The 17,095-nt window shown below is 68.9% G+C and carries 13 protein-coding genes and 1 pseudogene; 10 read left to right on the forward strand and 4 right to left on the reverse strand.

What is annotated here, in order from left to right:
- Window positions 1–56: 56 nt before the first annotated feature.
- The 4 genes from AB0B90_RS11160 to AB0B90_RS11175 all read right to left on the reverse strand — a co-directional run bounded on the left by AB0B90_RS11160 (window position 57) and on the right by AB0B90_RS11175 (window position 5,701).
- Window positions 57–2,549, reverse strand: a complete 2,493-nt coding sequence (locus AB0B90_RS11160) for an ATP-binding cassette domain-containing protein (RefSeq protein WP_362922200.1) — start codon at window positions 2,547–2,549, stop codon at window positions 57–59.
- 71 nt (window positions 2,550–2,620) lie between these two features.
- Window positions 2,621–3,787: a substrate-binding domain-containing protein gene (locus tag AB0B90_RS11165; protein ID WP_362922202.1), complete on the reverse strand. Its 1,167-nt coding sequence runs from the start codon at window positions 3,785–3,787 to the stop codon at window positions 2,621–2,623.
- Between the two features lie 52 nt (window positions 3,788–3,839).
- On the reverse strand, window positions 3,840–4,886 hold the full coding sequence (locus AB0B90_RS11170) for an ABC transporter permease (RefSeq protein WP_350943672.1): 1,047 nt from the start codon (window positions 4,884–4,886) through the stop codon (window positions 3,840–3,842).
- A gap of 59 nt (window positions 4,887–4,945) precedes the next feature.
- Window positions 4,946–5,701: an SDR family oxidoreductase gene (locus AB0B90_RS11175; protein ID WP_350943671.1), complete on the reverse strand. Its 756-nt coding sequence runs from the start codon at window positions 5,699–5,701 to the stop codon at window positions 4,946–4,948.
- Between the two features lie 70 nt (window positions 5,702–5,771).
- Here AB0B90_RS11175 and AB0B90_RS11180 point away from each other — a divergent pair, with 70 nt between their 5' ends.
- The 10 genes and pseudogenes from AB0B90_RS11180 (at window position 5,772) to AB0B90_RS11225 (ending at window position 17,008) form a co-directional block, all read left to right on the forward strand.
- On the forward strand, window positions 5,772–6,719 hold the full coding sequence (locus AB0B90_RS11180) for a carbon-nitrogen hydrolase family protein (RefSeq protein ID WP_362922205.1): 948 nt from the start codon (window positions 5,772–5,774) through the stop codon (window positions 6,717–6,719).
- Between the two features lie 29 nt (window positions 6,720–6,748).
- Window positions 6,749–7,723: a cyclase family protein gene (locus tag AB0B90_RS11185; protein WP_350943668.1), complete on the forward strand. Its 975-nt coding sequence runs from the start codon at window positions 6,749–6,751 to the stop codon at window positions 7,721–7,723.
- Window positions 7,724–7,776: 53 nt separating this feature from the next.
- A complete protein-coding gene (locus AB0B90_RS11190; protein ID WP_350943667.1) occupies window positions 7,777–9,474 on the forward strand; it encodes a dihydroxy-acid dehydratase in 1,698 nt (565 codons plus the stop codon).
- 117 nt (window positions 9,475–9,591) lie between these two features.
- Window positions 9,592–9,798: pseudogene (locus tag AB0B90_RS11195) on the forward strand (GntR family transcriptional regulator); the annotation flags it as partial.
- An 18-nt stretch (window positions 9,799–9,816) separates the two neighbouring features.
- Complete coding sequence (locus AB0B90_RS11200) at window positions 9,817–10,317, forward strand: FCD domain-containing protein (protein WP_350944236.1); 501 nt, start codon at window positions 9,817–9,819, stop codon at window positions 10,315–10,317.
- A gap of 332 nt (window positions 10,318–10,649) precedes the next feature.
- Window positions 10,650–13,019, forward strand: coding sequence for an endopeptidase La (lon, locus tag AB0B90_RS11205; protein WP_350943666.1), 2,370 nt, complete (start codon window positions 10,650–10,652; stop codon window positions 13,017–13,019).
- Between the two features lie 136 nt (window positions 13,020–13,155).
- Window positions 13,156–14,298 (forward strand): Fic family protein, encoded by a 1,143-nt coding sequence (locus AB0B90_RS11210; RefSeq protein WP_362922208.1) that lies wholly within the window; start codon window positions 13,156–13,158, stop codon window positions 14,296–14,298.
- A 320-nt stretch (window positions 14,299–14,618) separates the two neighbouring features.
- Window positions 14,619–15,581, forward strand: coding sequence for an ATP-binding cassette domain-containing protein (locus AB0B90_RS11215; protein ID WP_350943664.1), 963 nt, complete (start codon window positions 14,619–14,621; stop codon window positions 15,579–15,581).
- Window positions 15,578–16,234 carry a methionine ABC transporter permease gene (locus tag AB0B90_RS11220; protein ID WP_362922211.1) on the forward strand — a complete coding sequence of 219 codons (657 nt, stop codon included), beginning with the start codon at window positions 15,578–15,580 and terminating at the stop codon, window positions 16,232–16,234. Before AB0B90_RS11215 ends, AB0B90_RS11220 begins: the two co-directional genes overlap by 4 nt.
- Window positions 16,235–16,402: 168 nt before the next feature.
- The gene (locus tag AB0B90_RS11225) at window positions 16,403–17,008 is read left to right on the forward strand and encodes a hypothetical protein (protein ID WP_362922213.1); all 606 of its coding nucleotides are present in this window, start codon (window positions 16,403–16,405) and stop codon (window positions 17,006–17,008) included.
- Window positions 17,009–17,095: the final 87 nt, after the last annotated feature.

Genomic DNA, 17,095 nt, shown 5'->3' on the forward strand with positions numbered 1-17,095 from the left:
ATGTCGGGCACCCGTGATCCGGGCTGCCCGCCGGGAGGCGCGTGGCCGTCCGCCTGTCACGCTCGCGCGGTGCGGACCTGTGAGTAGATCGCCGTCGCGCCCAGTGCCATGAGACCCAGCATCCAGTACTGCCACGACTGCGACAGACCGAGGAACACCGTGGTGTTCTGGATGAGCTGCAGGAGCACGACTCCGAACAGGACGCCGACGAAGCTGCCCCTGCCCCCGAAGATCGAGGCCCCACCGAGGACGACCGCGGTGATGGCGGCCATCGTGTAACTGATCCCCGCCGTCGGGTCGCCCACGCCGATCTGCGCCATCAGCAGCAGGGCACCGCACACGGTGAAGAGCGCGCTGGCCAGATAGACGACCAGGTGAACGCGTTCCACCGGGATGCCCCGGTTCCGTGCCGCGTGTTCCGACGAGCCGGTCCCCCGCAACCTGAGCCCCGTCATGGAGCGCCTGGACATCACTTCCAGCAGGACGAGGAGAGCGGCACCGACGATCACAGCCCAGGGAATCGGGCCGATGCGCGCGCTGAGCGCCTCGGTGACGGAGGTGGCGATGGAGCCTCCGGGCGAGTCCCGCATGAACAGGGAGAATCCCTGGAGCGCGGTGTAGGTGACCAAAGTGGCGACCACCGGTGTCACCCTGGCGAATCTGACCATCGCTCCGTTGGCCAGACCCACACCGGTCGCCATGAGGATCATCAGCAGGAAGCCCAGGATCCACCAGCCTGCCCCGTACCCGTCGAGGACGTAGAACGACGCGATGACCACGAGGGCCCCGCTCAGGGGGCCGACGGAGAGGTCGATCCCCCCGGTGAGGATGACGACGAGCTGGCCGGCGGCGAGGAAGAGTACCGGTGCCAGCAGTCCCAGCATGCTCGCGATGTTGAACTCGGACAGGAAGCGGTCGCTACGGGTCGCGCTCACCGCGGCGAGCAGCACGATCGCGATCGCGAGGAACGCGCTGGGTGCCTGCTCGCTGGAGAGCAGGCGCCGCACTCCGCCGAACAGGCCCGTGCCTCGTGTCCGTACCGAGGACTCCGCCGTCCGCGCCGAGGTCGCGGCCGTCAGGGACGCCTCGGTGAGGGAGTGGTCGGAGATCTCGTCGCCGGTCAGTTCGCGGACGACCCGCCCCTGGGAGAAGACCAGTACCCGGTCGCACAACCCGGCCAGTTCGACGTTGTCCGAGCTGAGCACCACGACGGGTGTTCCAGACTCGGCGGTGGAGCGGAGCCGGTGGTAGATGTCGGAGCGGACACCGACGTCGATGCCCTGGGTGGGCTCGTCGCAGAGCAGCACCTTGGGCGCGGAGAGCAGGGCCCGGCCGAGCACGACCTTCTGCTGGTTTCCTCCAGACAGGTGCTCCACGGCGGAGTCGGGCGAGGCCACCTTGATGCCGAGCCGGCTGATCTCCTCGGCCACGATCGAGTTCTCCGCCGAGCCTCGCACCACACCGGCGACCGCCGTCTCACCCGTGGCGGCGACGCCCAGGTTCTCCTTGACCGACAGTACGGTCGCGACGCCCTCGACGTGCCGTTCCTGGGGCATGAGCACGACGCCGGCACGCCGGGCACGACGTGGGCTGCCGAGATCGACCCGGCGACCGGAGACGATGACGTCGCCGCCGGTCACCGGGTCGGCGCCGCCGAGTGACCGGATGAAGTCGCGCTGTCCGTTGCCCTCCACGCCGGCGAGGCCGAGAACCTCGTTGCGGGCCAGCGTGGTGCTGATCCCCCGGAGCCGGTCCGAGCGCAGGTCCCTGACCTCCATCACGACGTCGCCGACGGACGAGGGGCGCGGTGGGAACAGCGCCTCGATCTCGCGTCCCGCGATGCGGGTGATGACCTCCTGCTCGGACACCTCGGAGGAGAGGAAGGTTCCGCGCACCTGCCCGTCGCGCAGTACCGTGAGCCGGTCGGACAGTGCCATCACGTCGGGCAGCCGATGACTGATGTAGATCACCGTCATGCCGCGGGCCGCGGCGAGCCTGACCTGCTCGAAGAGTCTCTCGATCTCGGCCGCCATGAAGGGCTCGGTCGGTTCGTCGAGAATCAGGACGCCGGGCTCGCAGGCGAAGGCACCGCAGATCTCGACCGCCTGCTTCTCGGCCAGGGTCAACCGCCCGGCCGCGACGGCCGGGTCGATGTCCATCCCCATGACGAGCAGCTGTTTCCGAGCCCAGTCCTGGGCGTCGCCGAACGACGGCCGCAGCCGCTTCGGCACGCTCAGCAGGAGGTTCTCGGTGACCGTGAGGTCGGGGAGAAGCGCCGGATGCTGGAAGGCGATGGCCAGGCCCTGCTCCCGGGCGGCGATCGGGGACCGCTGCCGCATCGGCGAGCCCGCGATCTCGACGGTGCCCGCGTCGGGTGCCAGTGCGCCGGAGGCCACGGCCATGAGCGTGGACTTCCCGGCGCCGTTCCCTCCGACCAGGGCGTGCACCTCGCCCGGACGGGCCTGGAACTCGACGCCGTCGAGCGCGACGACGCCGGGGAAGCGTTTGGTCACCCCGCGGAGAACCAGTCCCGCGTTCGAATCGGCCATGCGAAGGATCACTCCTCACTCAGGCTCAATGCGCTCCGCCGGGCGCGCGCCCGGCGGAACACAACGAGTGATCAGTTGTAGGCCTGCTTGAGCTGCTCCGGCGTGAGCTCGGAGGACAGGATCGCGCTGGCGGGAAGATCGGGGTCGCACTTGGGGGGCTTCGTCTCGTCCAGGGTGTTCTCGAAGATCGGGATGTTGATGATCTCGGGCTCGTCGTTCTTGATGCCCTGGTGAGCGGCGACGGCCTTGCGCAGTGCGAGGCGGATGATCCAGGTACGCGAGGACACGGTCACGGTCTGGAAGGTCGGTTGCTTGGCCGAGTTCTCCTTCCAGGCGCAGGCGAAGCCGTTGAGGTCGTTGGCGGTCCACAACGGCAGGGGCCGACCGGCCTGGAGGAAGGCGCGGATGCCACCCAGCGACGCGTCACCGGAGTCGGTGATCACACCGTCGATCGTCGGGTACTTGGTGAGCAGTCCGGACACGACCTTCTGCAGCTGGGCCGGGTTCCAGTTCGTGTCGATCGGCTTGCCGGGCTCGTTCAGCAGCTTGACGCTCGCGCAGGCGGTGTTCTCCTTGAGTTCCTTCTCGATGCCGACCATCTCGGTGATGCTCTGGGTGTTGCCCGGGGTACCGCCGAGGAAGACGACGTTTCCGCCCTTGCTCCCGAGGTTCTCGCACATCCAGCGCGTCCACGTCACGCCGTCGTTGACCGTGTTGTGGCCGACGAACGTGGTGTAGTCCTGGCCCGGTTTGCCTCCCGGGTTCGCCGTCCACGGCACCACCTGCACGCCCGCCTTGTAGGCCTCGCGCAGGGTCGGCAGCAGTGCCTCGCCCGCGTCGGGGAAGACGACCAGGGCCTCGACACCCTGGGCGACCAGGGCCTTGATGTCACTGATCGCCTTCTGCGGGTTGTTCTGACCGTCGGCGTACGGCAGCACGGTGATGTTGGGACACTTGCTCGCCTCGTCCTCGAACTCGGCGCGGGCCGTCTTCCTGAAGGCGTTGTCGCCGGTACCGTCGGCGAGCGCGACCTTCACCGGTTTGGTGCCGCAGAAGTCCGTCATGGGGCGGAGCTGGGAGACGTCTCCGGTCCGGGCCACGTCGCTGTAGACGTCCTGGACACCGCCGGCGGCCTTCGTCTCGCCCGGGCCGCCGGCGCAGCCCGCCGCGCCGAGGATCGCGAGTGCCAGAACGGCGGCCGAGTGGCGGGCCCGGAATCGAGGTTTGGTGGGAGGCATTGCGATCTCCTGTCGGGGGTGACACTTCTTGGGGAGGGAGGAAGCTCGCCGTTCACGGTGATGACGGCATGGATCGGGTAGCGGGGGAACGGGTTCTCAGCCGCGTGCGGACGGTGCCCCAGGGCACTCCGCGGAACACCACGCTCAGCGCGAGCACGCCTGCCTGGACGAGCAGCTGGGTGGCGGTGGAGGCGCCGGCGGCGAGGACCACCTGGTCCAGCTGGGTGAGGAACAGGGCGGCGACGGCGGTGGCGGCCAGGCTGGTGATGCCGCCGGACAGCAGGCTTCCGCCCAGGACGACGGCCGCGATCGTGGGGAGCAGGTAGGTGTTCCCGAGCAGGATGTCCGGAGTCCGCAGGTAACCCGCGAGCAGGACGCCGGCCAGCGAGTAGCAGATACCCGCCGTCACGTAGGCACCCGCCTCGTAGGAGCCGGTGGGCAGACCGAGCAGCCGCGCCGCGGGCCGCCCGGCGCCGACCGCGACGAAGCGACGGCCGAGCACCGTGTGCCGGACCCCCCAGTGCGCGAAGGTGACCACCACGACGGCGACCAGCAGCAGGTTGGGGACGCCCCACACGGATCCGACGGCGAAGGCGCTCAGGCCGGGTGCGGCGGAGGCGGGGAACCCCTTGGAGACCTGCAGGACGACGCCGATGAGGATGGAGTTCACCGCGAGGGAGGCGACGAACGCGGCGATGGACAGCCGCACCACGGCGATGCCGATGACCAGACCGCTCACCGCGCCCACCGCGATCCCCATCGCGACCGCCGCCCAGACCGGCACACTCGTGACCGTCGGCAGTTTGGTCGCCAGGACCGCGGCCAGCGCCATCACCCCCGGCACCGACAGATCGATGCCGCCCTGGGAGACGACGAGGGTCTGGCCGAGCGCGGCGATCGCCATCACGGCGGCGAACGGGAGCATCGACAGGACGGCGGAGCCGGACAGGCTGCCGGGGGAGATCAGCGGGCTGGCGGCGAAGAGCAGCAGCGTGATCAGCCAGATCGAGGAGAACCGGCCTGTCAGGAGGCGGCGCGGGTCGATCGGTCCACCGGGAGCGGTGCGCCTCGTCGGCGGCAAGGTCGTATGCCGGGACATTTCCGATTCCCTTTCTGGAAACTGCGCGAGCCGGGGATGGGGGAGGTACGCCGGTGCTCTCAGACGGCGGTGTAGCCGCCGTCTACGGCCACGTCCGCCCCGGTCATGAAGCCGGCGGCGGGGCTCAGCAGAAAAAGGATCACCTTGGCCACCTCCCGCGGTTCCGCGAGACGCGCGATCGGATGGCCTTCGATGAGGCGCCGCCGAGCCGATTCGGGATCGGGCTGGGAGCCGAGGTAGGTCTCCAGCTGCTCGGTGACCACGGACCCGGGGCTGACCACGTTGCACCGGATCCCGGCGGCGGCGTAGTCGACGGCGATCTGGCGGGACAGCTGCGTCACCGCACCCTTGGAGGCGCAGTACGCGGCCTGGTTGGCCAGGCCGACGGTCCCCGAGATCGAGGAGAGGTTGACGATGGAGCCCGGTGACCCCTGGGCGAGCATCGCGCGCACCACGTGCTTGTTCAGCAGGAAGGTGCCGGTCGCGTTGATCGTGATGACCCGCTCCCAGTCGGCGAGTGTGGTGTCGACCAGCGGTTTCGCCACGATGGTGGCGGCGCAGTTCACCAGGCCGTCGATCCGGCCCCACCGGTCGAGAGCGATCCGCACGGTCCCGGCGACGGCCTCCTCGTCGGTGACGTCCAGTCCGTGTGCCACCGCGTCCGCGCCGTTCGAGCGGAGTTCGGCGGCGAGCCGCTCCGCGAGCTCGGCCCGTTGATCCGTCAGTAGGACGGACATGCCGGCCGCCGCGCATTCGCGGGCCGTCGCGGCGCCGATCCCGCCCACGGCACCGGCGAGGACAACTACTTCTGGCATGACCGTTACCTCTCAGGTGCAATGTCCGAATCAGGTCGGGCCACCATTGCATGCAGCACTTTGCATGTCAATGGTGAATGCTGCGCTTGACGTGCAGCATGCTGCATGCAACTCTGAGCCGTGTTCACTCCCTCATGGACATCAGAGGTGCACATTGCCCGGTTTGGATACGGGGTCCGGCATCCCGATCGGCGTGGCTCAGATGAGCGTCGACCGAACGGATGCGGCGGCGAACGTCGATCGAGTCGTTGAGATCCTGCGGGCAGGCGCCACGGCCGGGCACCGGCTGGTGGTCTTCCCCGAATGCGTGCTCACCGGCTACCTGTTCGACTCCCGTGCCGACACCTACGCCGCCGCGCTCAACGTCGCGGATCCGCGGATCGGCCGCGTGGTGGACGCCTGCCGCGCGAACTCCATCCACGCGGTGGTCGGTCTCCTGGAGGAGACGGACGGGGTGGTCCACAACTCGGCCCTGGTGATCGGGCCCTCCGGGATCATCGGCCGTTACCGTAAACAACACCTGCCCTACCTCGGTGCGGACCGTTTCGTCGAACAGGGCGACGGCACCGAGCCCCGGGTGGTCGACACCCCCTTCGGCAGGGTCGGTGTGATGATCTGCTTCGACCTGAGGTTCCCCGAGTCCGCTCGCGAGCTCGCGCTCCAGGGCGCCGACGTCATCGCGATGCCCACCAACTGGCCCGCGGGGTCGGACTTCCTCGCCGACCACGTGACACGGGTGCGCGCGCTGGAGAACCTCACCTATCTCGCGGTGGCCGACCGCCCCGACTCCGAGGCCGGCACCCCCTTCATCGGCAGGAGCCAGATCATCGCGCCCTCCGGAGCGGTGCTGGTGGACGCCGGGCAGGAGGAGGGGTTGTTCGGAGCGGAGATCGACGTGCGGGACGCCCGGACGAAGAGACTGATCATCGAGCCCGGCCGGTTCGAACTCCCGGTGTTCTCCGGACGCCGCCCCGAGATGTACGGCGAGATCACCCGCCCGGTGCCCCCGGGCCGGTAAGCGAAGCGAACAGGAAGGCGGACACCACCATGTGCGGGCCCGCGCTCATCAGTGAGGCGACCAGGGACAAGATCGCGGCGTACTGTGCCACGTTCCGAGAGGTCACCCGTAGCCCATTCGGCCCCGACGACGAGATCGGCATGCTGAACCTGCTCACCCCCGAGGCCTCGCGCGAGGTGCTGCGACGGGCGGACGGCGGCGGTGCCATCGACCTGTCGGTGGACTACTTCGTCGGAATGCCCTCGTGGACGAAGGCGGGCGACCCCGGCTTCCAGCAGTGGATGACGCACACCCCGGCCGGTACGGTCCTGGACGACATCACCGGAATGGGGCGCGAGCAGAACGAACTGGTCTCCTACTCCGGCGACGCCATCTCGATGTACACGCACTGCGGAACCCACATCGACACGTTGAACCACTTCGGGTACAACGGCCGGATCTGGAACGGCTTCTCCGCGCAGGACCACATCAGCTCCCGGCACTGGACCAGGTGTGGTGCGGACAAGATCCCTCCCATCATCGCCCGCGGCGTGCTCTTCGACGTCGCCGCGCTGTACGACGTCGACATGCTTCCCGACAACCACGGGATCGGCGAGGAGGACCTCCGCCAGGCGCTGCGACGTCAGAACGTCGAGTTCCGGCCCGGTGACGTGGCGCTGGTGCGCACGGGCCGGATGCGTGCCTGGCCGAAGATCGACGCCTACATCGACAACAGTCCCGGCCTGAACCTGGAGGGGGCCCGGTTCCTCGCCCGGCTCGGCGCCTCGGTCATCGGCGGCGACACCCTCGCCCTGGAGCAGATGCCGGCCGCGGACGAGGAGAACTGGCAGGTCGTCCACACCTATCTCATGGGAGAGGCGGGCGTCCCCATCATGGAGGTGGTCGACTGCGAGCGGCTCTCGGCGGACGGGCTCCACGAATTCGCCTTCGTCGCCGCCTCCCTGAAGCTCCGTGGCGCGACCGGTGCTCCCACACGTCCGCTCGCCATGCCTCTCCGACACTGACGCCCCCTTTTTCCTTCCCCCCGATCGGTTTGACCCCCGGAGGTCCACCCACCATGAATACGACGCCCCCGACCGAATCGGTCATCGACCGGGCTCGCACGTCATACGGTGACGACGGTTTCAGCAAGTACCTCCGGCGTGCCTTCCTGGCCTCCAGCGGGTACGACGACGTGGCGCTGGACCGGCCGATCGTCGGGATCGCGGTGACGAAGTCCGACTACAACACCTGCCACCGCGACATGCCCGCCCTGCTGGCGGCGGTCAGGCGCGGGGTCCTGGAGGCCGGCGGCCTTCCCATGGAGTTCCCCACCATCTCGCTCGGGGAGATCCTGACCTCCCCGACGACGATGCTGTTCCGCAACCTGCTCGCGATGGACACCGAGGAGATGATCCGCGCGCTTCCGATGGACGCCGCGGTCCTGCTCGGCGGATGCGACAAGACCGTGCCGGCCCAGCTGATGGCCGCGGCCTCGTCGGACAAGCCGGTGCTCCTCGAGGTCGTCGGGCCGATGATGACGGGCAGCTGGCAGGGCGAGCGGCTCGGGGCCTGTACCGACTGCCGGCGTTTCTGGGGCAGGCACCGCGGTGGTGAACTCGACGAGGCGGAGATCACCGGTGTCCGCGACGAACTGGTGTCGACCGCGGGAACATGCGCGGTCATGGGAACCGCCTCCACCATGGCCTGCCTCACCGAGACCCTCGGCATGATGCTGCCGGGAGGCGCGACGCCGCCCGCCGCCACCGGCGCCCGCCTCCGGCACGGTGTCGAGACCGGCCGCCGCGCCGTCGAACTCGGCCGGTCGGGAGGTCCGCTGCCGAGGGAGATCATGACCCCCGCGGCGTTCCGCAACGCCATCCGCGTGCTCTCGGCGTTGAGCGGATCGACGAACGCGCTGATCCACCTGACCGCCGTGGCACGAAGGGCCGGGGTGCCGCTCGACCTCGGGGACTTCGACGCGATCGGCGCCGAGGTGCCGCTCCTGGTCGACTGCAAGCCCGCCGGATCGGGTTACCTGGAGGACTTCCACCGTTCCGGAGGACTGCCGGCGCTGCTGAAGGTCCTGGAGCCCATGCTCGAACCGGAGACGGTCGGGGTCTCGGGGAACACCCTGGGATCGCTGATCGAGCGGACCCCCGCCCGGCAGGACTGGCAGACCACGATCCGCCCGCTGAAGGACCCCCTGGGAGCGGCGGGGAGTCTGGCGGTGCTGCACGGCACGCTGGCCCCGGGCGGCGCGGTCATCAAGACCGCCGCCGCGAGCCCTCACCTGATGGACCACACCGGACCCGCGCTGGTCGTCGACTCGGCGGAGGACGCGGCCCGGATCCTGGACGACCCGGATCTGGACGTCACGCCGGATCACGTGCTGGTGCTGCGCAACGCGGGACCCGTCGCCGCGGGGATGCCGGAGGCCGGTGCCCTGCCCATCCCGGCCAAGCTGGCCCGCGCCGGGATCCGGGACATGGTCAGGGTCTCCGACGCGCGGATGAGCGGCACCTCCTACGGCACCGTGGTGCTGCACTGCACCCCGGAGGGCGCGGCAGGGGGACCGATCGCGCTGGTCCGTGACGGTGATCTCATCAGACTGGACGTCGCGGCCCGGCGACTCGACCTGCTCGTGGACGAGGACGAACTGGAGCGGCGCCGTGCGGACTTCGTCCCGCCCGAGCTGCCGGCACGCGGCTGGCGGCGACTGTACGCGCAGACGGTGCTCCCGGCCACCGAGGGAGCCGATCTATCATTTCTCTGAAACGGTTGCCATGCCACACGCCGCATGTCGCTCTCTGGATGCGTCCCTGAATCAGCAGGGGCATCATTGAGCGTCACGTCAGACGCTGTAGATCAAAAACACCAGGAGCCATGCCGGATGGAACAGATTTCGACGGATAAGACAACGCTGACGACTCAGACGTTCGAAGTCATCCGCCGGGCCATCCTCACGGGCGAGCTGGCACCTGGCACGTTGCACTCCGTGGTGGGGATCGCCGCCCAGTTGGGAGTGTCCCGGACGCCGGTCCGGGAGGCTCTCCTCCAGCTCGCCACCCATGGGGTCGTCAGTTTCGAACGCAGCCGCGGTGTCAGGATCCTCCAGATGACGACGCGTGACATCGAGGAGATCTACTCGATCCGTTTCCTGCTCGAGGTCCCCTCGGTCTATCGCGCCGCGACCACGATGAACGACGACCAGATCGCATCGGTCTCGGAGGCACTGGAGAAGATGGGCAAGGCGGTCGAGATCGGGGACGAGCGCCTCTTCCAGGAGGAGGATGTGAAGTTCCATCAGCTGATCCTGGAAGGAGCGGGCAACGAGCGGGTGACCCAGAGCGTCGCGACGACACGCGCCCAGATGTCCGCCCGAGGTCTGTCCACGACCCAGACCAGGACGCTCGCCGACATCTGGCGAGTTCACGAGCGCATCCTGGAGCGCATTCAGGCCCGTGACAACCAGGGGGCCGCACAGGCCATGCACGATCATCTGCTGGAGACCACGCGCCTGCTGCTGACCCAGTCGACCGGGGATCCGCTCACCGGGGCCGGCTTCGAACCTCCGGTCTTCCCCGTCGTCTCGCCCCAGAACCCCTCGCACCCCTGACGGCTCCGCGCGCGGGCACCGGACGTGCCCCGCGTCGGCCTCGTGCTCGATGACGGTGAGACGGCTCCGCGCCTCAGCGCCGGACGTCTCGCCGCCGGGCGCCCCTCCCGAGGGGCGCCCGGCGGCGTATCGGCCGTCCTCCGGCGCTGAGGCGCGATCTTCCTCACCCCTTCGCCGACGTGGTCCGGCGTACACGCACTCCTGAAGCGGCCGGGTTGTCCGAGCAGCCGTGATTACACAATTACGATCGCTCACAGCGAACAGGCTCAACGCCGGGAACATTATCGGACTCCCATTAATTGAGTGTGTATAACTCAACCCTTGGAGTTCACATGAGTGAGAGCTTGATCCTCCCGGTCCTGCCGCTCGACGACGAGGTCGTGCTGCCGGGCATGGTGGTCCCGCTTGACCTGTCGGAGACCGAGGTCCGGGCCGCGATCGACGCGGCGCAGGCTCTCGCTGACAACAAGCCGGAGGTCCTTCTCGTTCCCCGGATCGACGGCAGATACGGCTCGGTGGGCGTGCGGGCGATCGTCGAGCAGGTGGGCAGGCTCCCCGGAGGCGAGCCGGCGGCCGTGGTGCGCGGTGTCGACCGGGTGCGCGTGGGCACCGGCACGACCGGCCCCGGCGCGGCCCTGTGGGTGCAGGCCACCCGCATCCCCGCCGTCGCGGCGGGCGAGCGCGCGCACGAGCTCGCCAAGGAGTACAAGGCGCTGGCCACCACGATCCTGCAGAAGCGGGGCGCCTGGCAGGTCGTCGACGCGGTCAACCAGATGGACGACCCCTCGATCCTCGCCGACAACTCGGGGTACGCCCCCTGGCTGAGCGTCCCGCGCAAGGCCGAGATCCTCCAGACCGCCGACCCCGCCGACCGCTTGGAGAAGCTGGTCGAGTGGTCGCGCGAGCACCTGGCCGAGCTCGACGTGGCCGAGACGATCCGCAAGGACGTCCAGGAGGGCATGGAGAAGCAGCAGCGCGAGTTCCTGCTCCGCCAGCAGCTCGCCGCGGTCCGCAAGGAGCTCGCCGAGCTGAACGGTGACACCTCCGCCTCCGAGGAGGAGGACTACCGCTCCCGCGTCGAGGCCGCCGACCTGCCCGAGAAGGTGCGCGAGGCCGCGCTCAAGGAGGTCGACAAGCTGGAGCGGACCTCCGACCAGTCTCCGGAGACCGGCTGGATCCGCACCTGGCTCGACACCGTCCTCGACATCCCGTGGAACGAGCGGACCGAGGACTCCTACGACATCGCCGCGGCCCGCGCCGTCCTCGACGCCGACCACACCGGCCTCGACGACGTCAAGGACCGCATCATCGAATACCTGGCCGTCCGCGGACGCAGGGCGGAGAAGGGCCTCGGCGTGGTCGGCGGGCGCCGCAGCGGCGCCGTGCTCGCGCTGGCCGGCCCTCCCGGGGTCGGCAAGACCTCCCTCGGCGAGTCCGTGGCCCGCGCGATGGGCAGGAAGTTCGTCCGGGTCGCCCTCGGCGGCGTGCGCGACGAGGCCGAGATCCGCGGTCACCGGCGCACCTACGTGGGGGCACAGTCCGGCCGGATCGTCCGGGCCGTCCGCGAGGCCGGTTCGATGAACCCGGTCGTGCTGCTCGACGAGGTCGACAAGGTCGGCTCCGACTACCGGGGCGACCCCACTGCCGCGCTCCTCGAGGTGCTCGACCCGGCGCAGAACCACACCTTCCGCGACCACTACCTGGAGGTGGAGCTCGACCTCAGCGACGTGCTCTTCCTGGCGACCGCGAACGTGCTGGAGGCGATCCCCGGCCCGCTGCTGGACCGCATGGAGATCGTGACGCTCGACGGCTACACCGAGGACGAGAAGGTCGCCATCGCCCGCGACCACCTGCTTCCGCGCCAGCTCGACAAGGCCGGTCTCACCGCGGAGGACGTCACCGTCGGCGAGGACGCGCTGCGCAAGCTCGCCGGTGAGTACACCAGGGAGGCCGGGGTCCGCTCCCTGGAGCGCTCGATCGCCAGGATCCTGCGCAAGGTGACGGCGAACGTCGCGCTCGGCGAGAGCGAGCTGCCCGTGACGGTGAAGGATCTGGTCCCCTACCTGGGCCGCCCGCGCAACGTGCCGGAGTCCTCGCTTCCGGAGTCCAGCCAGCGTACGGCGGTGCCCGGCGTGGCCACCGGCCTCGCGGTCACCGGAGCGGGAGGCGACGTCCTCTACGTGGAGGCGTCCCTGGCCGACCCCGAGACCGGCGACACCGGTCTGACCCTCACCGGTCAGCTCGGCGACGTCATGAAGGAGTCGGCCCGGATCGCGCTCTCCTACCTGCGCTCGCGGGGCGCGGAGCTGGAGCTGCCCGTCGGTTCCCTCAAGGACCGTTCGGTGCACGTCCACTTCCCGGCCGGAGCCGTTCCCAAGGACGGCCCGTCCGCGGGCGTCACCCTGATCACGGCCCTCGCCTCGCTGCTGTCGGGCCGTCAGGTCCGCGCCGATGTGGCGATGACCGGCGAGGTCTCCCTCACCGGCCGGGTGCTCCCGATCGGCGGGGTGAAGCAGAAGCTGCTCGCCGCCCACCGGGCGGGCATCACGACCGTGCTGATCCCGGCGCGCAACGAGCCCGACCTGGACGACGTCCCGCAGGCCGTCCGTGACGAGCTCACCGTGCACACGGTGAGCGACGTGCGCGAGGTCCTGGAGATCGCGCTCACCCCGGCCAAGGTGGCCGAGCACGCCGCCGCCTGACCGGCGCTCCCCGAGACGGCCCGCTCTCTCCGACGAGAGGGCGGGCCGTCCGCGTCATTCCCGGACGAAACGGACGTAGCGAATATAAATGAACGAATCATAAAGTCGATTGACCAAATGATCTGGTCATGGTGGCATGGGATCCATGCTGTACGGAACGCCTCCCCTGGAGGCCGTCGACGAAGTGGTGCTCGGCGAGATCGAGGAGATGCGCCGCGACCTGAAATACCGGCTCGCGGAGAGCCACCGCTGGGACGGTCAGCTCCGGCGCCAGCTCCAGGCGCGGGCCATCCAGGGATCCAACTCGATCGAAGGCTATCGAGCCAGTGTCGAGGACATCGAGTCGATCATGGCCGGTGAGGAGCCGCTGGAGACCTCCGGTGCGGTCGCCAGGGAGATCTCCGGTTACCAGCAGGCACTCACCTACATCCAGATGCTCTCCCGTGCCCCGGTGTTCGCGTTCGACGCAGGGCTGCTCCACGCGCTCAACTTCATGATGATCGGTCATCATCATGACAAGACCCCGGGTACGGTGCGGCCCGGTGGCATCTACGTCCGCGACTCCGCCACCGGGGAGGTCGTCTACGAGGGGCCCGACGCCGAGCGGGTGCCGGAGCTGATGGCCGAGTTGGTCGCCTGGCTCAACGAGGGCGATCTGGATGCGCCGAGCTACGTGCGGGCGGCGATGGCCCACTTCAACCTGGTGAGCATCCACCCCTGGCGCGACGGCAACGGCCGCATGTCGCGGGCGCTCCAGACACTCGTGCTCGGCAGGGACCGGATCACGACCCCGGAGTTCTCCTCCATCGAGGAGTGGCTGGGGCAGGCCAGGAACACCTATGACTACTACGACGCCCTGGCGGGGATGCAGCGGCGCGGCTGGAGTCCGCACGGAGACACGCTGCACTGGGTGCGCTTCTGCCTGCGCGCCCACCACCTCCAGGCCCAGCAGGTCCGACGGAGACTCTCGGAGGCGGGGGAGGTGTGGATGCTCCTGGAGGAGCGGGTCGACGCCGACGGGCTCAACCCCCGTACGGTCTCGGCGCTGTACGAGGTGTTCGTCAACCGGCGGCTGCGCCGGAGCAGATACCAGCTGGACGAGTCGCTCAGCCAGGGGCAGGCGGTCAGGGACCTGCGCGATCTGGCGGCGAAGGGCTGGCTGACGCCGTACGGGGAGACCAAGGGCCGCTTCTACGCGCCCGGGGAGAGGATGCGGGTGATCAAGGAGGACTTCGCCCAGCGGATCACCCCCCTGCGGGACCCGTACCGGCATGACTAGGGAGCCGGTCAGGTAACCGCACAAAGTGTTGATCAACACCAGATGCGGTCAGGTCGACCTGTTGCGACCCGCGGTTCACCCGAAGGCCGGACACCGCCTGGTCCTTACTTGACCGGTGCTCCAGCCGGTGGTCGGACACGGGGCCGTTCACCGAGACGATCCTTCGGGACCCGTATCGGCATGACCGGCCCCGGCCGGACCTCGGCGTGACCGGGTACGGTCGTGGTCGGTGGCGCCATATGCAGATATTTCTGACAAGTGACTGATCTCACCTAACATGTCGGGAATGAGGTAAATAGCGGGCGCGTTGGGAACCGGTTGTGATCGATGTGTCGGGCCTGCGGAAGGTCTATCAGGATCGGGGCCGAGAGGTGGTCGCCGTCGACGGGGTGGATCTCCACGTCCGCGAGGGCGAGATCTTCGGCGTGCTCGGGCAGAGCGGCGCCGGTAAGAGCACCCTGCTGCGCTGCGTGAACCTCCTGGAGCGGCCGACCTCCGGCACCGTCTCGGTGGCCGGGCAGGAGCTGACCGGCCTGAAGGAGGGTGAGCTGCGCAGGGCCCGGCAGCGGATCGGGATGATCCACCAGCACTTCGCCCTGCTCTCCTCCCGTACGGTCGCCGGGAACGTCGCCTTCCCGCTGGAGGTGATGGGGATGGCCAAGGCCGAGCGTGTCAGGCGTACGGCCGAGCTGCTGGAGCTGGTCGGGCTGGCCGACAAGGCGGGGGCGCACCCCGCGCAGCTGTCGGGCGGGCAGAAGCAGCGGGTCGGCATCGCCCGCGCGCTGGCGGGAAGCCCTCCGGTCCTGCTGTCGGACGAGGCCACCTCGGCGCTCGACCCGGGCACCACACAGTCGATCCTCGCCCTGCTCAAGCGCCTCAACCGCGAGCTCGGCCTGACGATCCTGCTGATCACCCACGAGATGCACGTCGTGAAGTCGATCTGCGACTCGGTCGCGATCATGCGGGACGGCGTGGTCGAGGAGTCGGGGACCATCCCCGAGCTGATCTCCAGGCCCGGCTCCAGGCTCGCCGCCGAGTTGTTCCCTCTCCCCGAGCCGGAGCCGGGCCAGGTCACGATCACCTTCACCGGGCAGGCCGGTGAGCCGGTGGTCTCGCAGGTGGTCCGCAAGTTCGACGTCGACGTCAACATCCTCGGCGGGGCGCTGGAGGAGGTGGCGGGCCTCTCGACGGGACGGCTGCGCCTGCTCGTCACCGGTGACGAGCGCGCCGCCGCGCTCACCTACCTGGCCGGACGCGGCCTGCTCGTCGAGGAGGCCCGATGACCTGGGAAGAGATGCTCCCGCTGCTGCTGGAGTCGACCGGCCAGACCGTCCAGATGGTCCTGTGGTCGACCCTGTTCACGGTGATCCTCGGCCTCCCGCTCGGGGTGGCGCTGGTCGCCACCGACCGGGGCGGGCTGTTCCCCTCGCCCGCGCTCAACCGGGTGCTCGGGCTGATCGTGAACATCGGCCGCTCGCTGCCCTTCATCGTGCTGATGATCGCGATCCTCCCGCTGACCAGGCTCATCGTCGGCACGACCATCGGCACCATCGCCTCGGTGGTCCCGCTGACCCTCGGCGCGGCGCCGTTCTTCGCCCGGCTGGTGGAGACCGCGCTGCGCGAGGTCGGCAGGGACAGGGTGCAGGCGGCCCAGGCCATGGGGGCGGGGCGGGTGACCATCGTCGGCAAGGTCCTGCTGCCGGAGGCGATGCCCGGCCTGGTCGCGGGGCTCACGGTGACCGTGGTCGCGCTGATCTCGTACTCGGCGATGGCCGGGGCGATCGGCGGGGGAGGACTGGGGGACCTGGCCATCCGCTACGGCTACCAGCGCTTCGAGACCACGCTCATGATCGTCACCGTTGTCGTGCTGGTCGTCGTGGTGCAACTCGTGCAGAGCCTGGGGGACACCGTCGCCCGCCGTCTCGCACGTAACTGACCGGATTGTCACACTGATCATTTACCCCTGTTTTATGATTTATCCGGCAAGTAATTTTATTTGATCATTGATGTGGCCTCGCCTTTTAAGTGAAGTGAAAGTTACGGGCAATCGGCGCATCGTACAACGTGGGTGTCAAAATCCTCACTCCCGAGAGGAACCCTCGAAATGCGATTCGCCAGCCGAATCCTCCTGGGCGCCGGTGTCGCCGCCCTGCTCGCCACGGCTACTCCGGCGATGGCCAACGCCGCGACCGTGACCCCCGTCCAGACCGTCGCCACGACCACCTCCGCGGACCCCTTCTACGCCGACAGCTGGGGACCGTACTACTCCGGTGACAAGAAGGCGGAGGCCGAAGGCAAGGTCACCGTGGAGAAGAAGTCGGAGAAGAAGTGGTACTGGAAGAAGTATCACAAGATCGTCAAGAAGTGCACCTGGTACAAGGGTGAGAAGAAGTGCAAGTGGGTGAAGCAGTGGTTCAAGAAGCGCGCGTGGAAGTGGGAGGACACATACCACTACACCGTCGACAGTAAGCTCACCAACCACAAGTGGTGGGGCAAGCCCAGGCACTTCTGCGCGTGGGAGACCTTCAAGGTCGTGGGCTTCGACGGCTCGACCACTTTCAAGAGCTTCAAGAACTGCTCCAAGCGGCCCGGCTTCTACTCCTTCTCCGGTAAGGACGCCGAGCACATCTACGTCAAGGTGGGGCGGGGCAACCACGGCCACTTGAACGGCTACCAGAGTGGCTGGGAGAACATCTACAGCCACGCCTGATCCATCCGGCCGGGCCCCGCGCGGGGCCCGGCCGTCCGCCGGGCCGCGATCTCGTCCGTGAGATCGCGGCCCGGGAGTGTACGGGCA

Origin of the sequence: Streptosporangium sp. NPDC049078 (assembly GCF_040648855.1) — a bacterium.
Taxonomy (GTDB): domain Bacteria; phylum Actinomycetota; class Actinomycetes; order Streptosporangiales; family Streptosporangiaceae; genus Streptosporangium.